The 16,076-nt window shown below is 67.1% G+C and carries 17 protein-coding genes; 11 read left to right on the plus strand and 6 right to left on the minus strand.

What is annotated here, in order from left to right:
- Positions 1 to 18: 18 nt before the first annotated feature.
- Entirely contained in the window at positions 19 to 780 is a 762-nt protein-coding gene (locus tag A5782_RS00765; RefSeq protein ID WP_082942724.1) for an Rv3717 family N-acetylmuramoyl-L-alanine amidase, read from the minus strand.
- A 98-nt stretch (positions 781 to 878) separates the two neighbouring features.
- Here A5782_RS00765 and A5782_RS00770 point away from each other — a divergent pair, with 98 nt between their 5' ends.
- Both A5782_RS00770 and recR read left to right on the plus strand, forming a co-directional pair.
- A complete protein-coding gene (locus A5782_RS00770; protein ID WP_067093660.1) occupies positions 879 to 1,223 on the plus strand; it encodes a YbaB/EbfC family nucleoid-associated protein in 345 nt (114 codons plus the stop codon).
- A 14-nt stretch (positions 1,224 to 1,237) separates the two neighbouring features.
- A complete protein-coding gene (gene recR, locus A5782_RS00775; RefSeq protein WP_067093662.1) occupies positions 1,238 to 1,849 on the plus strand; it encodes a recombination mediator RecR in 612 nt (203 codons plus the stop codon).
- 7 nt (positions 1,850 to 1,856) lie between these two features.
- Here recR and A5782_RS00780 read toward each other — a convergent pair whose 3' ends face one another.
- Genes A5782_RS00780 through A5782_RS00790 form a run of 3 tightly spaced genes read right to left on the minus strand, consistent with a single transcriptional unit; the run spans position 1,857 to position 4,226 of the window.
- A complete protein-coding gene (locus A5782_RS00780; protein ID WP_231986557.1) occupies positions 1,857 to 2,279 on the minus strand; it encodes a hypothetical protein in 423 nt (140 codons plus the stop codon).
- 17 nt (positions 2,280 to 2,296) lie between these two features.
- Positions 2,297 to 2,992 (minus strand): type 1 glutamine amidotransferase, encoded by a 696-nt coding sequence (locus tag A5782_RS00785; protein WP_156623747.1) that lies wholly within the window; start codon positions 2,990 to 2,992, stop codon positions 2,297 to 2,299.
- A gap of 4 nt (positions 2,993 to 2,996) precedes the next feature.
- Entirely contained in the window at positions 2,997 to 4,226 is a 1,230-nt protein-coding gene (locus A5782_RS00790; RefSeq protein WP_067093671.1) for a Mur ligase family protein, read from the minus strand.
- A gap of 131 nt (positions 4,227 to 4,357) precedes the next feature.
- Here A5782_RS00790 and A5782_RS00795 point away from each other — a divergent pair, with 131 nt between their 5' ends.
- Positions 4,358 to 5,350, plus strand: coding sequence for a DEDDh family exonuclease (locus tag A5782_RS00795; protein WP_067093673.1), 993 nt, complete (start codon positions 4,358 to 4,360; stop codon positions 5,348 to 5,350).
- Positions 5,351 to 5,365: 15 nt separating this feature from the next.
- On the opposite strand, the gene A5782_RS00800 is transcribed toward A5782_RS00795, so the two are convergent.
- Positions 5,366 to 6,040 (minus strand): response regulator transcription factor, encoded by a 675-nt coding sequence (locus tag A5782_RS00800; protein WP_067093676.1) that lies wholly within the window; start codon positions 6,038 to 6,040, stop codon positions 5,366 to 5,368.
- 119 nt (positions 6,041 to 6,159) lie between these two features.
- Between A5782_RS00800 and A5782_RS26390 the strand changes: the two genes are divergently transcribed.
- Positions 6,160 to 6,315: a DUF6131 family protein gene (locus A5782_RS26390; protein WP_165827896.1), complete on the plus strand. Its 156-nt coding sequence runs from the start codon at positions 6,160 to 6,162 to the stop codon at positions 6,313 to 6,315.
- 276 nt (positions 6,316 to 6,591) lie between these two features.
- On the opposite strand, the gene leuA is transcribed toward A5782_RS26390, so the two are convergent.
- Complete coding sequence (leuA, locus tag A5782_RS00805; RefSeq protein WP_156623741.1) at positions 6,592 to 8,523, minus strand: 2-isopropylmalate synthase; 1,932 nt, start codon at positions 8,521 to 8,523, stop codon at positions 6,592 to 6,594.
- Positions 8,524 to 8,799: 276 nt separating this feature from the next.
- Here leuA and A5782_RS00810 point away from each other — a divergent pair, with 276 nt between their 5' ends.
- From A5782_RS00810 to A5782_RS00835, 7 genes are all read left to right on the plus strand, one after another.
- Positions 8,800 to 10,065, plus strand: a complete 1,266-nt coding sequence (locus A5782_RS00810; RefSeq protein WP_067093681.1) for an aspartate kinase — start codon at positions 8,800 to 8,802, stop codon at positions 10,063 to 10,065.
- Positions 10,066 to 11,112 (plus strand): aspartate-semialdehyde dehydrogenase, encoded by a 1,047-nt coding sequence (locus A5782_RS00815; RefSeq protein WP_067093684.1) that lies wholly within the window; start codon positions 10,066 to 10,068, stop codon positions 11,110 to 11,112. It begins immediately after the preceding gene.
- Between the two features lie 7 nt (positions 11,113 to 11,119).
- Positions 11,120 to 12,274, plus strand: a complete 1,155-nt coding sequence (locus tag A5782_RS00820) for a DUF4185 domain-containing protein (RefSeq protein WP_067093687.1) — start codon at positions 11,120 to 11,122, stop codon at positions 12,272 to 12,274.
- 278 nt (positions 12,275 to 12,552) lie between these two features.
- Positions 12,553 to 12,993, plus strand: coding sequence for a hypothetical protein (locus tag A5782_RS00825; protein WP_197694064.1), 441 nt, complete (start codon positions 12,553 to 12,555; stop codon positions 12,991 to 12,993).
- 154 nt (positions 12,994 to 13,147) lie between these two features.
- Entirely contained in the window at positions 13,148 to 13,606 is a 459-nt protein-coding gene (locus A5782_RS25060) for a hypothetical protein (RefSeq protein WP_082942725.1), read from the plus strand.
- Between the two features lie 231 nt (positions 13,607 to 13,837).
- Complete coding sequence (locus A5782_RS00830) at positions 13,838 to 15,286, plus strand: catalase (RefSeq protein WP_067093692.1); 1,449 nt, start codon at positions 13,838 to 13,840, stop codon at positions 15,284 to 15,286.
- A 33-nt stretch (positions 15,287 to 15,319) separates the two neighbouring features.
- Positions 15,320 to 15,991, plus strand: coding sequence for a sensor domain-containing protein (locus A5782_RS00835; RefSeq protein ID WP_067093695.1), 672 nt, complete (start codon positions 15,320 to 15,322; stop codon positions 15,989 to 15,991).
- Positions 15,992 to 16,076: the final 85 nt, after the last annotated feature.

Genomic DNA, 16,076 nt, shown 5'->3' on the forward strand with positions numbered 1-16,076 from the left:
GGCGCCAGGCAGTCGGGCTCAGCGCGCCTGGCCCTGTGAGGCCAGGAAGCCCGCGAGTCCGCGGACCAGTGCGTCGGCATATTTCTGCCGGCCCTCGGCGGACTCCATCAGCGCCGAGTCCGCGGGGTTCTTCATGTTGCCGCACTCGACCAGGATCGACGGGTACTGCGCCAGGTTCAGGCCGGTCAGATCCGAGCGGCCGTAAAGACCGTTCTGCCCGATGTAGTTGGCCGGCGGGATCCCCGAGGCCTGCATCTGGTCGCGCATGATCCGCGCGTACTGCACCGACGGCCCAGCCTGCACCTGGTTGAGCGGCGGGGCCGAGTAGTTGACGTGGAACCCCCGGCCGGAGGGCGGGCCGCCGTCGGCGTGGATGCTCAGCACCGCGTTGGGATGCAGCGCGTTGGCCGCGTTGGCGCGCTCGTCGACACAGGGCCCCAGGCCGCTGTCGTTGGCGCGGGACAGGGCGGTCCGTACCCCCAGGGCGCTCAACTCGGCGCGCACCCGCAGCGCGGTGTCCCAGGTGAAGGTGTGTTCCTGGAAACCGGTGTTGGTCGCGGTCCCGCTGGTCTGGCAGTCCTTGGTGCCGCCGCGGCCGGTGGGCACCTGACGGTTGATGGACCCGTCGTTGGAGCCGTTGTGGCCCGGATCGATGAACACCACCATGCCGGCGATGTTGGACGGGACCGCCGTCGCGGTCGGCATGATGATGGCCGACGCAGCGACGATCATGCAGATGGTCGTCCTGACGCCGACACGCTTGCTCAGTCGTAGGTCCACGGCGCAAAGCTAACGCCGGGCGGTCTACGCTGGGTGTTTCGAATCGCCGGAGACTCACGAGCGAAACCAACTCGAGACCAAGATGCGAGGGGATTGTCATGCAACCCGGAGGCGACATGTCGGCGCTGCTGGCCCAAGCGCAGCAGATGCAGCAGAAGCTCATGGAAGCCCAGCAACAACTGGCGAACGCCGAGGTGCATGGTCAGGCCGGTGGGGGCCTGGTCACGGTCGTCGTCAAGGGCAGCGGTGAGGTGGTCGCGGTGAAGATCGATCCGTCCGTCGTCGACCCATCGGACATTGAGACCTTGCAGGACCTGATCGTCGGCGCCATGGGTGACGCTTCCAAGCAGGTCACCCGGATGGCTCAGGAGCGGCTGGGGTCGCTGGCGGGCGGCTTCGGCCCGCCGCCGGGACAACCGCCCGCGCCGGCGCCGGGGCTGTAGATTCCGCGACCGACATGTTCGAAGGACCCGTCCAGGATTTGATCGACGAGCTCGGCAAGCTGCCGGGCATTGGGCCCAAGAGCGCCCAGCGCATCGCCTTCCACCTGTTATCGGTGGAACCGCCGGATATCGATCGGCTGACCGCGGTGCTGGCGAAGGTCCGCGACGGCGTGCGGTTCTGTGCGGTGTGCGGCAACGTCTCCGACAACGAGCGTTGCCGGATCTGCTCGGATCCCCGCCGGGACGGCTCGCAGGTGTGCGTCGTCGAGGAACCCAAGGACATCCAGGCCGTCGAGCGCACCCGCGAATTCCGCGGCCGCTACCACGTTCTGGGCGGTGCGCTCGATCCGTTGTCCGGTGTGGGCCCCGAGCAGCTGCGGATCCGCGAACTGTTGAGCAGGATCGGGGAGCGGGTGGACGACGTCGACATCACCGAGGTGATCATCGCCACCGATCCGAACACCGAAGGCGAGGCGACGGCCACCTACCTGGTGCGGATGCTGCGCGACATCCCCGGCCTGATCGTGACGCGGATCGCGTCGGGGCTGCCGATGGGTGGTGACCTGGAGTTCGCCGACGAATTGACGCTCGGTCGCGCGCTCGCCGGGCGCCGGGCCATGGTCTGAGGGCTACTCAGCTGTCCTTGGTCAACTGGAATGACCTCGAAAAGGTCTGGCCTGGCTCTCCGCCGCACGCGTCGGTCGTCGTCGTCTGGCCTTCGCCGGCGAGCGACACGGCGTCGAAGCTGTAGTTGACGGTCACCGGGGCCGGTGCGCCGTTCGGACATGGCGCCTGGGCCGGACCGTTGTAGGTCCAGCGCCCGTTGGCGAGGTGAAACTCCCAGCTGGTGACGAACGCCCCGCCGCCCTGTGAAGTCGCCAACGTGCAGTCCGATCCGCAGGGGACGAAAAGCCAGGCGGTTGTCTTGCCGTTATCCGGATAGGACACGATGTATCGGCCGTTCAGAACCTCTGGGACGGCATGGGCAGGAATGGACGGCCCGATGCCCGCAATCGCACCGAGCAGTGCGGCGGCCAGTCTCCGCTTGATCGCCATCATCCTGTCCTCCCTGGTCAGCGCGCCGCCAGCCGTTCACGGCGCAACAAGTCCACCTCCGGCATCGGCAGCGGCGGCAATTCACCGACCACCGTGCTCAGCAAGAGGTCGGCGAGATGCGGGTTGCGGGCCAGGCACGGTCCGTGCATATAGGTCGCGATCACGCTGCCCTGCACCGCACCGTCGAAGCCGTCGCCGCGCCGGTTGCCCGCGCCCTTGGCCACTGCGCCCAGGGGCGACGCCGCCGGTCCCAGCACGGTGCCGCCGCGGTGGTTCTCGAAACCGGTGAGACGCTCGGTCAAGCCTGCCAGCAGCGGCGTGGTTGCCAGCTCGCCGATGGTGCGGGCCTCTTGTGGTGACGTCGTCGCGTCCAGCATGCCGACGCCCTCGACGCGCTCCCCGGCCGACGTTTCATACCAGTGCCCGAGCACCTGAACGGCCGCGCAGATCGCCAGCACCGGAGCGCCCCGATCCGCGGCGCGCTGCAGGCCCGGGTACTTGATCAGGTGCCGGGTGGCCAGGCGCTGCGCGTAATCCTCGGCCCCGCCGAGCGTGTAGAGATCCAACGACTCGGGCACCGGGTCGGCCAGCGTGACCTCGATGATCTCGGCGCCGATGCCGCGCAGCCGGAGTCGTTGCCGCAACACCAGCGCGTTGCCGCCGTCGCCGTAGGTGCCCATCACGTCCGGCAGCACCAGCCCGATTCGCACCACCGAGTCAGCCATGGCGCGCCAATGCTCGCTGCAGCTGGAGGAACGCGGTGTAGTTGGCGACGACCTCGACACGCCCGGGCGGGCACGACGCGATCGCGGCGACGGTGTCGTGCACCAAGGTGTGCTCGACGCCCGCATACCCGAGACGCACAGCCAGGTCGGTGCCGCGCTCGCCTGCGGCCACGACCTCAGTTTCTTCGAAGTGCTCGAAGCGCACATCCCACAGCCACGACAGGTCCTCTCCGTCGGGCACCTGGCCGTTGACCGAGATGACCACTGCGGCGGCGTGCTTGTCCACCATCGACAGCGCCTCCTGCCAGCCGGCCGGGTTCTTGGCCAGCAGGATGCGCACCTCGTGCGCACCGACGCGGACGGTCCGATACCGTCCCGCGACCTCGTCGACCGTCGAGACGGCCGCGACGGCCGCCGCGGGATCCGCGCCCAACGCGACCGCGGCGGCGACGGCCTGGGCGGCGTTACCCCGGTTGACCGCTCCCGGCAGCGCCAACCGCATCGGCAGCGCCAACCCCTCGGGCCCGTAGAGCGTGTTGTCGTCGAACCACCATTGCGGGCTGGGGCGTTTGAAGTCGGCGCCCGTGGAATACCAGTGGCCCGGGTCGCGGACGATGATCTCGCCGCTGCGGGGGCAGCTGACCGAGTCGTTAGACCACGAACCACCCGCGGCAACCCACACCACGTTCGGGCTGTCATAGGCCGCCGACGTCATCAGCACGTCGTCGCAGTTGGCCACGACGACCGCCTTGGGGTGCCGAGCCAGCCCCGCGCGCAGGGTCCGCTCGATGACGTTGATCTCGCCGACGCGGTCCAGTTGATCGCGCGACAGGTTGAGCAGCACGACGACGCCGGGATCGACGGCGTCGGACACGTGCGGGACGTGCATTTCGTCGACTTCCAGGGCGGCCAGCGGCGCATCGCGGTGGGCGGCCAGCGCGGCGACCAGACCGGCGTCCATGTTGGCTCCCTCGGCGTTGGTGGCCACCGAACCCAGCGTCGCCAGCGCGGCCGACGTCATCCGGGTGGTGGTGGATTTGCCGTTGGTGCCGGTGACGATGACGGTGCGCCGTCCGGAGGCGAGTTGCCGTAGAACCGAGCGGTCCAACGTCATCGCGATCAAGCCGCCGATCATCGCCCCGGCCCCGCGTCCGGTCACCCGCGATGCCCAGCGCGCGCTCGTTCCTGCGGCGAGGGCCAGACGGGCACGGGTGGTAACCACTCGGAGAGTTTAAGGGCGGTCGCAAGCGCGGCGCTTGCCGCGGGGCGCAGCGGATCGCCCGGATCGATTTTCGTGCCGACACGGCGCTGTGTGACACCAAGTATGTCGGTTGGCCGTGCCATCCTCAGTGCATGAGCGGGGTGTCCTGGGGTCGGCCGGCCAGCGAGCCGGACGCGGGCTGGGCCGTCGTCGATGTCGAGACCTCAGGGTTTCGGCCGGGTCAGGCGCGGATCATCAGCGTCGCGGCGCTCGGCCTGGACGCCGACGGCAACGTCGAGCAATCGGTGGTCAGCCTCCTCAATCCCGGCGTGGATCCGGGTCCCACCCACGTGCATGGCCTGACCGCAGCGATGCTGGAAGACCAGCCACAGTTCGCCGACATCGTCGGCGACGTGGCCGCAGTGCTGCGCGGCCGCACGTTGGTGGCCCACAACGTGGCGTTCGACTACGCGTTCCTTGCCGCCGAAGCCGAGCTGGCCGAGACCGAACTGCCCGTCGACAGCGTCATGTGCACCGTCGAGCTGGCCCGGCGGTTGGACCTGGGTATCGACAACCTGCGGCTCGAGACGCTCGCGGCGCACTGGGGCGTCACTCAGGAGCGGCCGCACGACGCCTTCGACGACGCGATGGTGCTGACTGGCGTGCTCGCGTCGGCGCTCAAGCTCGCCCGCGACGGCGACATCTGGTTGCCGGTACATCCGGTGAGCCGGCGCCGCTGGCCGAACGGCCGCGTCACCCACGATGAGCTGCGACCGCTGAAGGTGCTGGCGTCCCGGATGCCCTGTCCGTATCTCAACCCCGGCCCCTACGTCGGCGGCCGACCCCTGGTGCAGGGCATGCGCGTGGCGCTGGCCGCCGAGGTGGGTCGCACCCACGAGGAACTCGTGGAGCGGATCCTGCATGCCGGGCTGGCCTACAGCGACGCCGTCGATCGGGAGACCTCGCTGGTGGTCTGCAACGATCCCGCCCCGTTGCAGGGCAAGGGCTACCTCGCGCGGCAGTTGGGGGTGCCGGTGATCTCCGACGCGCAGTTCATGGGCAGCGTCGCCGCCGTCATCGGCGGCACCAGCATGGACGAATTCACCGACGCCAGCACGCTGGACCAGCAGCTCGCGCTGTTCTGACAGCTGCTTTGCCCGTCAGGGGCCGCCGTGCCAGTGTTCGATGCGGTGATGGTCGGGAGTGAACCCGTGCTCGACGCCCCACAGCACGGCCTGGGTACGACTGCCGAGGTCGAGCTTGCGATAGATCGTCCGGATGTAGGACTTCACGGTGTTGGGACTCAGGTAGGTCAACCGCGCCACGTCCGCGTTGCTCTTGCCCTGGGTGATCAGCGCCAGGATCTCCGCTTCGCGATCGCTGAGTCCTTCGCCGCGACCCGGCCAGTCCAGCCCGGGCGCGCTGCGCGCCCGGCCGGCCACCGGGCTGATGACCACTTCACCGGAATGCACGGCCTCTAAAGCGGCAACCAGCTCGCGGGCCGGAAGGGTCTTCGAGAGATAGCCTTGCGCGCCGTGCTGCCGTGCGCTGTCGATGAGATCGGGGTGAAAGTTCCACGTATATACGACGACTCGGCGCGCTCGAGGGTTGGCAACCAGAATTCCGATCTCTTCGTGATCGGATTCGGGTTGGGCGAATGAGTCATACAGCACGATGTCCACCGCGTCATCGACGGGCATGGTGGAGTCGAGTTCTGCGATGACGACGCGGTCACGGTACGGGTCCAACATGTTGGCTACGCCCTTGACGACGACATCGTAGTCGTCGACGAGCGCGACGGTGATCGGCGCACGGGATCGCGACTCGGGCGGCATGCCGACAAGATTACCTACCTAAGGGTGTGTTGGTACCCCCCTTAAGGGTGGTCGACTGAGGTCAGCGTCGGGCAACCGGCCGAACCATTCAGTCAGGCAATTCAAGGGGAAGGCGCACCATGATCATTCTCGGCATCGTCCTGTTGATCGCGGGATTTCTACTCAAGATGTCAATCCTGTGGACCCTCGGGATCATCCTCGTTGTGATCGGAGCAATCCTGGCGGTCCTGGGAAGCACCGGGCGGGCGGTCGGCGGCCGACGGCACTACTTCTGAGACAGGCTGCCGCGGCGCCACGCTGGGTGTCACACGTCGAAGACGTTTGCGTCGACGCGGCCCCGGGTATGAGAGGAGCGCGAAAATGCCCGTTCGGGAATGGATTCTGATCGCGGCCGCGGCGAAAAAGTATCCACCGAAGATCTTCGCGTGGCCCTGATGCACTACCGCGAGTTCTTCGAGCGGTTGCTCGCCGTTTAGCTTCTAGGGCGATTCAACGGGACTCTCCGCCACGGCGACGTCGTGGCGGCGAGTCCCGTTTTAGCGCTGTTCTGGTCAGCCGCGGGCGGCGCGGTTGACCGCCGACACGACCGCACGCAGCGACGCGGAGGTGATCGACGGCGCGATGCCCACCCCCCACACCGTGCGACCGTCCACCGGGCCTGATGGGTGCCGACCCGCTTCGCCCGGCTGCGCCGCGCTCGCGATCGACACCGGGCCTGATGGGTGCCGACCCGCTTCGCCCGGCTGCGCCGCGCTCGCGATCGACACCGAAGCCTCCACGTAGGCCGCGGCCTGAGCGTCGTCACCCGCGCTCATCGCGTGCTCGGAGTAGTCCAGAACGGAGACGTCGAAGCCGACGTCTCCCAGCGCGTGGACGAACGCGGCCAGTGGGCCGTTGCCCTCCCCACTGATCTCGGTCTCCACCCCGTTGATCTTGACCGTCGCGGTGATGCGGGTGACGCCGCTGTCTTCCTCCGACGCGTCGACCCGCTGTTTCATCCGCTCCAGCGGCAGGACCGGGGCCAGATACTCCTCGGCGAAGGCGTCCCACATCTCCTTCGGGCTGACCTCCCCGCCTTCCCCTTCACTGATCTTCTGCACCACCTGGGAGAACTCGATCTGCAGCCGTCGCGGCAGCGCCAGGCCGTGATCGGACTTCATGATGTAGGCCACCCCGCCCTTGCCGGACTGCGAGTTGACCCGGATCACCGCCTCGTAGGTACGTCCGACGTCCTTGGGGTCGATCGGCAGATAGGGCACCTGCCAGAGCATGTCCTCGACGTCGGTGTCCGCGGCGTCCGCGTCGATCTTCATCTGGTCCAGGCCTTTGTTGATGGCGTCCTGATGGCTGCCGGAGAACGCGGTGTAGACCAGGTCCCCGCCGTAGGGGTGACGCTCGTGCACCGGCAGCTGGTTGCAGTACTCCACCGTGCGGCGGATCTCGTCGATGTTGGAGAAGTCGATCTGAGGGTCCACGCCGCGGGAGAACAGGTTCAGGCCCAGCGTCACCAGACAGACGTTGCCGGTGCGCTCGCCATTGCCGAACAGACATCCCTCGATGCGGTCGGCGCCGGCCTGGTAGCCCAATTCCGCTGCGGCGACGGCGGTTCCACGGTCGTTGTGCGGATGCAGGCTCAGGATGACCGATTCCCGGTTGGCCAGGTTGCGGCTCATCCACTCGATCGAGTCGGCGTAGACGTTGGGGGTTGCCATTTCCACTGTGGCGGGCAGGTTGAAGATGATCGGGTTGTCCGGCGTCGGCGCGATGATTTCGCCGACCGCGTCGCACACCTGTCTTGCGTACTCCAGCTCGGTGCCGGTGTAGGACTCCGGCGAATACTCGAACCGCCACCGCGTGCCCGGATGCTTGGCGGCCTCCTCGACGCACTTGCGGGCGCCTTCGGTCGCGATGGCCTGCACCGCGGCGCGGTCGGCGCGAAAAACGACGCGGCGCTGCAGGATTGACGTCGAGTTGTAGAAATGCACGATGGCCTGCGGCGCGCCGTGGCACGCCTCGAAGGTGCGCTCGATCAGTTCCGGCCGGCATTGGGTCAGCACCTGGATGGTGACATCGTCGGGGATGGCGCCGTCGGTGATGATCTCACGGACGAAGTCGAAGTCGGTTTGGCTGGCCGAGGGGAATCCCACTTCGATTTCCTTGTAGCCCATACGAACCAGCAGATCGAACATGCGGCGCTTGCGCGCCGGGCTCATGGGGTCGATCAGCGCCTGGTTGCCGTCGCGCAGGTCCACCGCGCACCACAGCGGCGCGCTGGTGATCACCTGGTCTGGCCAGCTGCGGTCGGGTACCCGGATGGGCTCGACCTCTTCGGCGAAGGGCCGGTACCGAGTGACCGGCATCGAGGAACCCCGCTGCGGGTTCCATGCGGGTTGCCCGGGCGAGGGTGGGCCCGCGGGCTTGACGATGGTTCGTGTCGAGCTGAATGCGTCGGGGTTGGACGTCACGGTAGTTGCTCCGGGGATATCAGAAGGGGAACTTCAGACCGGCGCATCGCGAACACCCGCGACGGGAAGCCGGTCTGGATCAGACCCCGTCGCGGCGTCCGAGGAGGAGCACCCGCTGCACGTCCTGAACTTTACCGCGATTAGCGCTTGGGTGAAAATTGCGCCGCGGTCGCAGCGAAACCGCAGGCCGCGGTAGCCGGTATCGCGACGTAAATCACCATGCGGTGGCACGTATTCTGTTGTGGACTTATCCCCGAAACTTTCAATGCCCAGGGCCGGAGAGGCAGGAAGAACGTGGCGCTCGTCGTGCAGAAGTACGGCGGATCCTCCGTGGCGAACGCCGATCGGATCCGGCGGGTGGCCGAGCGCATCGTCGCTACCAAGAAGCAGGGGAACGATGTCGTCGTCGTCGTCTCCGCGATGGGCGACACCACCGACGACTTGATGGATCTGGCCCAACAGGTGTGCCCGGCCCCGCCGCCACGGGAACTCGACATGCTGCTGACCGCCGGTGAGCGAATCTCCAATGCCCTGGTCGCGATGGCGATCGAATCGCTGGGTGCGCAGGCTCGCTCGTTCACCGGGTCGCAGGCCGGGGTGATCACCACCGGCACGCACGGCAACGCCAAGATCATCGACGTCACGCCGGGACGGCTGCAGACCGCGCTCGACGAAGGGCGCATCGTGCTGGTGGCCGGATTCCAGGGTGTCAGCCAGGACACCCGGGACGTGACCACCCTGGGCCGCGGGGGTTCGGACACCACGGCGGTGGCCCTGGCCGCGGCGCTTCGCGCCGACGTCTGCGAGATCTACACCGACGTCGACGGCATCTTCAGCGCCGACCCGAGGATCGTGCACAACGCCCGCAAGCTGGACACGGTCACCTTCGAAGAGATGCTCGAAATGGCGGCTTGCGGCGCCAAAGTTCTGATGTTGCGCTGCGTGGAATACGCGCGCCGCTACAACATTCCGGTGCATGTCCGATCCTCGTATTCGGAGAACACCGGCACCGTCGTCGTCGGATCGATCAAGGACATAGCCATGGAAGACCCCATCCTGACCGGAGTCGCGCACGACCGCAGCGAGGCCAAGGTGACCGTCGTCGGCATTCCCGACATCCCCGGATATGCCGCGCGGGTCTTCCGGGCGCTCGCCGATGCCGACGTCAACATCGACATGGTGTTGCAGAACGTCTCCAAGATCGAGGACGGCAAGACCGACATCACCTTCACCTGCTCGCGGGACAGCGGGCCCACCGCCGTGGCGAAGCTGGACGCGCTCAAGAACGAGATCGGGTTCAGCCAATTGCTCTACGACGACCACATCGGCAAGGTGTCGCTGATCGGGGCCGGCATGCGCAGCCACCCCGGGGTCACCGCCACCTTCTGTGAGGCCCTGGCCGAAGTGGGCGTCAACATCGAGCTCATCTCCACCTCCGAGATCCGCATCTCGGTGCTGTGCCGCGACACCGAACTAGACAAGGCCGTCGTCGCGTTGCACGAGGCGTTCGGGCTTGGCGGCAAGGAGTCGGCGACGGTGTATGCGGGGACGGGTAGATAAATGGTTGCCATCGGAGTTGTGGGCGCCACCGGCCAGGTCGGCCAGGTGATGCGCAGGTTGCTCGACGAGCGGGACTTTCCGGCACTGGGTAGCGGGGGGTCGGTGCGGTTTTTCGCGTCATCGCGTTCGCAGGGGCGCAAGCTGGAATTCCGCGGCCAGGAGATCGAGGTCGAAGACGCTGAGACGGCGGACCCGAGCGGGCTGGACATCGCGTTGTTCTCCGCCGGGAAGACGATGTCGCTGGTGCAGGCGCCGCGGTTCGCCGCGGCCGGGGTGACGGTGATCGACAACTCGTCGGCCTGGCGCAAGGACCCGGACGTGCCGTTAGTGGTGTCCGAGGTGAACTTCTCCCGCGATGCCGCCAACCGGCCGAAGGGCATCATCGCCAACCCGAACTGCACCACCATGGCCGCGATGCCGGTGCTCAAGGTGCTGCACGAGGAAGCCGGGCTGCAACGGCTGGTGGTGTCCAGTTATCAGGCGGTCTCCGGCAGCGGGATCGCCGGGGTGGAAGAGCTGGCCACCCAGGCGCGCGCGGTCATCGACGGCGCCGAGCAGCTGGTGCATGACGGCAACGCGGTGCAGTTCCCGGCGCCCAAGACCTACGTGGCGTCGATCGCCTTCAACGTGGTGCCGCTGGCCGGCTCCCTGGTGGACGACGGCACCGGCGAGACCGATGAGGACCAGAAGCTGCGCCACGAGAGCCGCAAGATCCTCGGCATCCCCGACCTGGCCGTCAGCGGCACCTGCGTGCGGGTCCCGGTCTTCACCGGGCACTCGCTGTCGATCAACGCCGAATTCGCGCGACCGCTGTCACCCGAGCGCGCCCGCGAGCTGCTCGAGGGTGCGCCCGGCGTCAAGGTGGTCGACGTGCCGACCCCGTTGGCGGCCGCCGGCGTCGACGAATCCCTGGTCGGCCGGATACGGCACGACCCCGGCGTGCCCGACGGCCGCGGCCTGGCGCTGTTCATCTCCGGTGACAACCTGCGCAAGGGGGCGGCGCTGAACACCATCCAGATCGCCGAGCTGCTGGCCGCTCAGCTGTGACGATCGGGTGAGCACCGCCCACACTCGCCTCATTGCGCGGTATTCACTGTTCGCCGCGTTGGTGGTGTGTGTGGTTCTGCCGCAATGGATTTCCAGTGTTGCGCACGCCGACCCGGCGGCGCCGGTCCCCGAGCCGGTCCTGCAGCCGCTGGCACCCGGTCAGGTGCTGCGGATCGGTCCCACCGCCGGTACCGGCACCCCGACCGGGGATTACGGCATCGGCGCGACCGACCTGTGTGAGTTCGTCGAGTTCCCCGCCGAATTGCTCCAAGTTTGCGGCGACAGCTTCGCCGGCCAAGGGGTCGGGTTTGGCGGTTGGTACGCCCCGGTCGCGTTGCGCGTCGACACCTCGTCGGTCGACGACCCCGGCGGCGTGCGCTACATCGGGGTCACCGGGATCAGCAATCCGCTGCTCGCCGACCCCGCGCCACCGGGAGCCTCGCAGCTACCCGCCGGGGTGGTGCAGATCAACCGCCGCAACTACCTGATGGTGACGACGACCAAAAACCTCGAGCCCCAGACCTCCCGGCTGGTGACCGCCGAACCGGCGCGCGCGGGCTGGCAGACGATCCCGGGATCGAAACGGCCCGCCTCATATCAGGGCGGCTCGCAGACGCAGATCAGCGGCTACTACGACCCAATTCCCACCCCGGATTCCGCCAGCGGATGGGTGTACATCGTCGCCGACAGTTTCACCCGCAGAGACCCCGTGTTTCTCTACCGGGTCACACCCCAAACGTTTGGCGACCGGTCGCGGTGGCAGGGTTGGGCGGCCGGTCCGCAAGGCGGCTGGGGTAAGCCGCCGACGCCGCTGTGGCCGGACGCGGTGGGCGAGATGTGCATCCGGCAGATCGACGGCAAGGCGGTGCTGTCCTATTTCAACGCCGCCACCGGCAACATGGAGGTTCGGGTGGCCGACGACCCGACGATGCTGGGCGACGCGCCGGTCACCACGGTGGTGCAGCACGACGAGTGGCCGGAGCCGGCCGAAAGCCTGCCGCCGCCCTACGACAACCGGCTTGCGCAACCCTACGGCGGCTACATCTCGCCCGGTTCAACGCTCGACGAGCTGCGAATCTTCGTGAGCCAGTGGGACACCCGCGCACGGGTGGCCGCGCCGTACCGGGTGATACAGTTCGCGGTCAACCCGCTGCGGCCGTAAAGTCGGCTTTCGTCGACCCGAATTTCATCTGACGCCCGAGTGCGCGCGGCTGTTGGCACCGGCAATCGGTGCCCTGGCCGACCGCGCACTCGTCTCCGGCTGGCACGCGGCGCTCATGAGCCATTGATTCCTCTGGCGATCCCCGGGGGCTAGTCGGTGCGATATGCCCCCTGACCGGGGGCTTTAGTTCACAGCTGCTACATAAGTAGCGCATAGCCGCCACTACTGTTAACGGCTTCATCATTTGTCTCATGAGTGAAACATCTGAAACCCCCACTGTGCGGCACTCCACCGCAACTGCACCGGTCGCCGCCGAAGCGGCGGCGACCTACCGGACCTCGCGGGTCTTCCAACTCGCCGCGTGGGTCGCCATCGTCGCCGGCATCGTGTTCATCGTCGCGGTCATCTTCTTCACCGGCTTCATCCTGGGCCACCGCGGCGGCCATCACGGACACCACCACCACAAGCACCACCACGCGATGGTACATCACCGCGGTCCGGGCGGCCCCGGCAACTTCGGCGGCCCGGGCGCACCGGGCGGACAGGGCGGACAGGGCGGCCAGAACGGACCGGGCGCCACTACCGCTCCTCCGGCTCCGTCGAGCGTGCGTCCGAGTGGGATGGCCCCGGGCCAGCTCCCGCCGTCGGTCTTCCACTCCGCGGCCACCGCGCACGGCGCGCTGGGACACGCCCCGAGCGTCATCGTGCTCACCAACTGAAAATCGTCATCAACCAGTGGTCCGGCGCTCCACGCGAGCGCCGGGCCACCTGTCTTTTGGGGTAACCGGCACCTAACCGCCGCATCTCGATTCACCACAATTTTGTCGCTGGCCCCTGTTGGGGACAGGGGTGCGCGCGGCAATATGGCATGGCATGACCGAGACACCCGAACCTCACGCTGAGTCGACCCCAGCCGCACCAGTCACTACGCCGCCACCACCACCCCCGGAACGGGTCAAGCCGCCCCGCCTCTACACGGCGGCGGCCTGGGTGGTGATCGTCGCCGGCATCGTGTTCATCCTCTCATCGGTGTTCTTTGTCGGCGCCTTCATCTGGAAGAGCCAGCACCACTGCCACCATCACCACGGCATGTTCCACCCGGGCGGCCCCGGCGGCCCCGGACCCGGCAATGGACCGTGGGGAGGCCCCGGCGGCCCCGGTCCGGGTAACGGGCCTGGGCAGTACGGCGGCTACGGACCGTGGTACGGCGGACCCGGTGGCCAGGGACCCGACAACGGGCCCTGGGGGAATGGGCCCAGCGGTCCGGGACTGATCGTTCCGATGCCCCCCAGCGGCCCGGGCGGCCCTGGCGGACCGCCACCGCGCCCCTGACAGCCACGCCCTTAAGGCACGGCCGGAATGGGTAATAACCCGTAGTGGGCAACCGATGGGTGTTGCCCGCATTTCTTGACCAGTTCAAGATAAGGGGAATACTCGATTGCAGGCCGGAAATTCGGGGCGCTCACTGCCGTACCGAAAATGCTTGATCGTTAAGCAGTTTCGGTACGGCGGTGTGCGATCTCGGGTGCTGCGGCCTTCAGCCCGGTGAGGAGTAGAGAGCTTATGACGGAGCGTTTCACGACTAATGACGCCGGTATCGCTGCGCCGAGTGACGATGAGTCGCTGACGATCGGCCCGGACGGCCCGATTCTGCTGCAGGACCACTACCTGATCGAACAGATGGCGATGTTCAACCGGGAGCGCATCCCGGAGCGCCAGCCGCACGCCAAAGGTGGTGGCGCGTTTGGTCATTTCGAGGTGACCAACGACGTCAGCAAGTACACCAGAGCCGCGGTGTTCCAGCCCGGCACCAAAACCGACATGCTCGCCCGGTTTTCCACCGTCGCCGGCGAGCGCGGAAGCCCAGACACCTGGCGGGATCCGCGTGGCTTTGCGCTGAAGTTCTATACCACCGAAGGCAATTTCGACCTCGTCGGCAACAACACTCCGGTCTTCTTCATGCGTGACCCGTTGAAGTTCCAGCACTTCATCCGGTCCCAGAAGCGTTTGCAGGCAAGCAATGTGCGCGACCACAACATGCAGTGGGACTTCTGGAGCCTCTCCCCGGAATCGGCGCATCAGGTGACCTGGTTGATGGGCGATCGGGGAATTCCCAAGACCTGGCGGAACATGAACGGCTACAGCAGCCACACCTACAGTTGGATCAACGCCGCTGGCGAGATCTTCTGGGTGAAGTACCACTTCATCACCGACCAGGGGATTGAGTTCCTGACCCAGGAGGACGCCGACCGGTTGGCCGGCGAGGACGGCGACTACCACCAGCGGGACCTGTTCGAGTCGATCGAGCGTGGGGAACACCCCAGCTGGACGCTGAAGATGCAGATCATGCCGTATGAGGAAGCCAAGAACTACCGGTTCAACCCGTTTGATCTGACCAAGGTGTGGCCGCACGGCGACTACTCGTTGATCGACGTCGGCAAGATGACGCTGAACCGCAACGTCACCGACTACCACGCCCAGATCGAGCAGGCAGCCTTCGAGCCGAACAACACCGTGCCCGGCACCGGCTTGAGTCCGGACAAAATGCTGCAGGCCCGCGGCTTCTCGTACTCCGACGCGCACCGCGCCCGACTGGGCACCAACTACCGGCAGATCCCGGTCAACACCCCCAGAGTCGAGGTGAACAGCTATTCCAAAGACGGCGCCATGCGGATGAACAACGTCTCCGACCCCGTCTATGCGCCCAATTCCTACGGCGGCCCGCAGGCCGACCCTGCACGCGCCGCCGAGGTGCGTTGGCACGCCGACGGCGACATGGTCCGCTCGGCGTACACGCTGCACGCCGAGGACGACGACTGGGGACAGGCCGGCACCATGGTCCGCGAGGTCCTCGACGACGCGGCCAGGGAACGCTTGGCGCACAACATCATTGGCCACGTATCTCAAGGCGTGAAGGAGCCGGTGCTGTCGCGGGTGTTCGAGTATTGGCGCAACGTCGATGCCGACCTGGGCAAAAAAGTCGAGGAAGGCGTCCGGGGTAACGGGGGCTGACCGCACGTCTGTCGGGCCTGGCATGATCGCTGCATGACCATGCGGGTTGCGCGGGTTGCCCAGCTGCACGGGGCCGCGATCGCCGTCGGCTTGGCCTTCGCGGCCACGGCCGCCATCCCGGCCGCGGCCGCGCACCCGTCGGAGCCTGGCGTGGTGAACTATGCCGTTCTGGGCAAGGGTTCGGTCGGCAACATCGTCGGGGGACCCATGGGGTGGGAGTCGGTGTTCACCCAGCCAGGTCAAGGCGACTGGGTGGACCTCCCGGAGTGCAACAACTGGGCCGACATCGGGCTGCCCGAGGTGTACAACGATCCCGACCTGGCGTCGTTCAACGGAGCCGTCACCCAGACGTCGGCCACCGATCAGACACATCTGGTCAAACAGGCCGTCGGGGTGTTCGCCACCAATGACGCCGCGGGCCGGGCTTATCACCGGGTGGTGGATCGAACCGTCGGCTGTTCGGGGCAGACGACCGCGATGCACCTGGACAACGGCACCACGCAGGTGTGGTCGTTCGACGGCGGGCCTGCCGGCCCGGTGGACGAGAACTGGACCAAGCAGGAGGCGGGCACCGATCGCCGGTGTTTCGATCAAACCAGGCTGCGCGAAAACGTGTTGCTACAGGCGAAAGTGTGTCAATCCGGCAACGCCGGGCCTGCGGTGAACGTGCTAGCTGGGGCGATGCAGAACGCGCTGGGTCAATAATCGAGCGATGGGGTAACCGTCTTCGCCGAGCACCCCGAAGTGCGGAGAAGGGAATATGTCGGGGGCGTCTGATAGATGAAGCACT

The organism is Mycobacterium sp. 852002-40037_SCH5390672 (assembly GCF_001665875.1).
In the GTDB taxonomy this organism is placed as follows: Bacteria; Actinomycetota; Actinomycetes; order Mycobacteriales; family Mycobacteriaceae; genus Mycobacterium.

Coding starts and splice junctions, on each gene's coding strand:
- A5782_RS26390 (WP_165827896.1), top strand. CDS start 6,160: ATGATCATTCTCGGCATCGTCCTGTTGATCGCGGGATTTCTACTCAAG.
- A5782_RS00780 (WP_231986557.1), bottom strand. CDS start 2,279: ATGGCGATCAAGCGGAGACTGGCCGCCGCACTGCTCGGTGCGATTGCG.
- recR (WP_067093662.1), top strand. CDS start 1,238: ATGTTCGAAGGACCCGTCCAGGATTTGATCGACGAGCTCGGCAAGCTG.
- A5782_RS00815 (WP_067093684.1), top strand. CDS start 10,066: ATGGTTGCCATCGGAGTTGTGGGCGCCACCGGCCAGGTCGGCCAGGTG.
- A5782_RS00795 (WP_067093673.1), top strand. CDS start 4,358: ATGAGCGGGGTGTCCTGGGGTCGGCCGGCCAGCGAGCCGGACGCGGGC.
- A5782_RS00770 (WP_067093660.1), top strand. CDS start 879: ATGCAACCCGGAGGCGACATGTCGGCGCTGCTGGCCCAAGCGCAGCAG.
- A5782_RS00835 (WP_067093695.1), top strand. CDS start 15,320: ATGACCATGCGGGTTGCGCGGGTTGCCCAGCTGCACGGGGCCGCGATC.
- A5782_RS00830 (WP_067093692.1), top strand. CDS start 13,838: ATGACGGAGCGTTTCACGACTAATGACGCCGGTATCGCTGCGCCGAGT.
- A5782_RS00800 (WP_067093676.1), bottom strand. CDS start 6,040: ATGCCGCCCGAGTCGCGATCCCGTGCGCCGATCACCGTCGCGCTCGTC.
- A5782_RS25060 (WP_082942725.1), top strand. CDS start 13,148: ATGACCGAGACACCCGAACCTCACGCTGAGTCGACCCCAGCCGCACCA.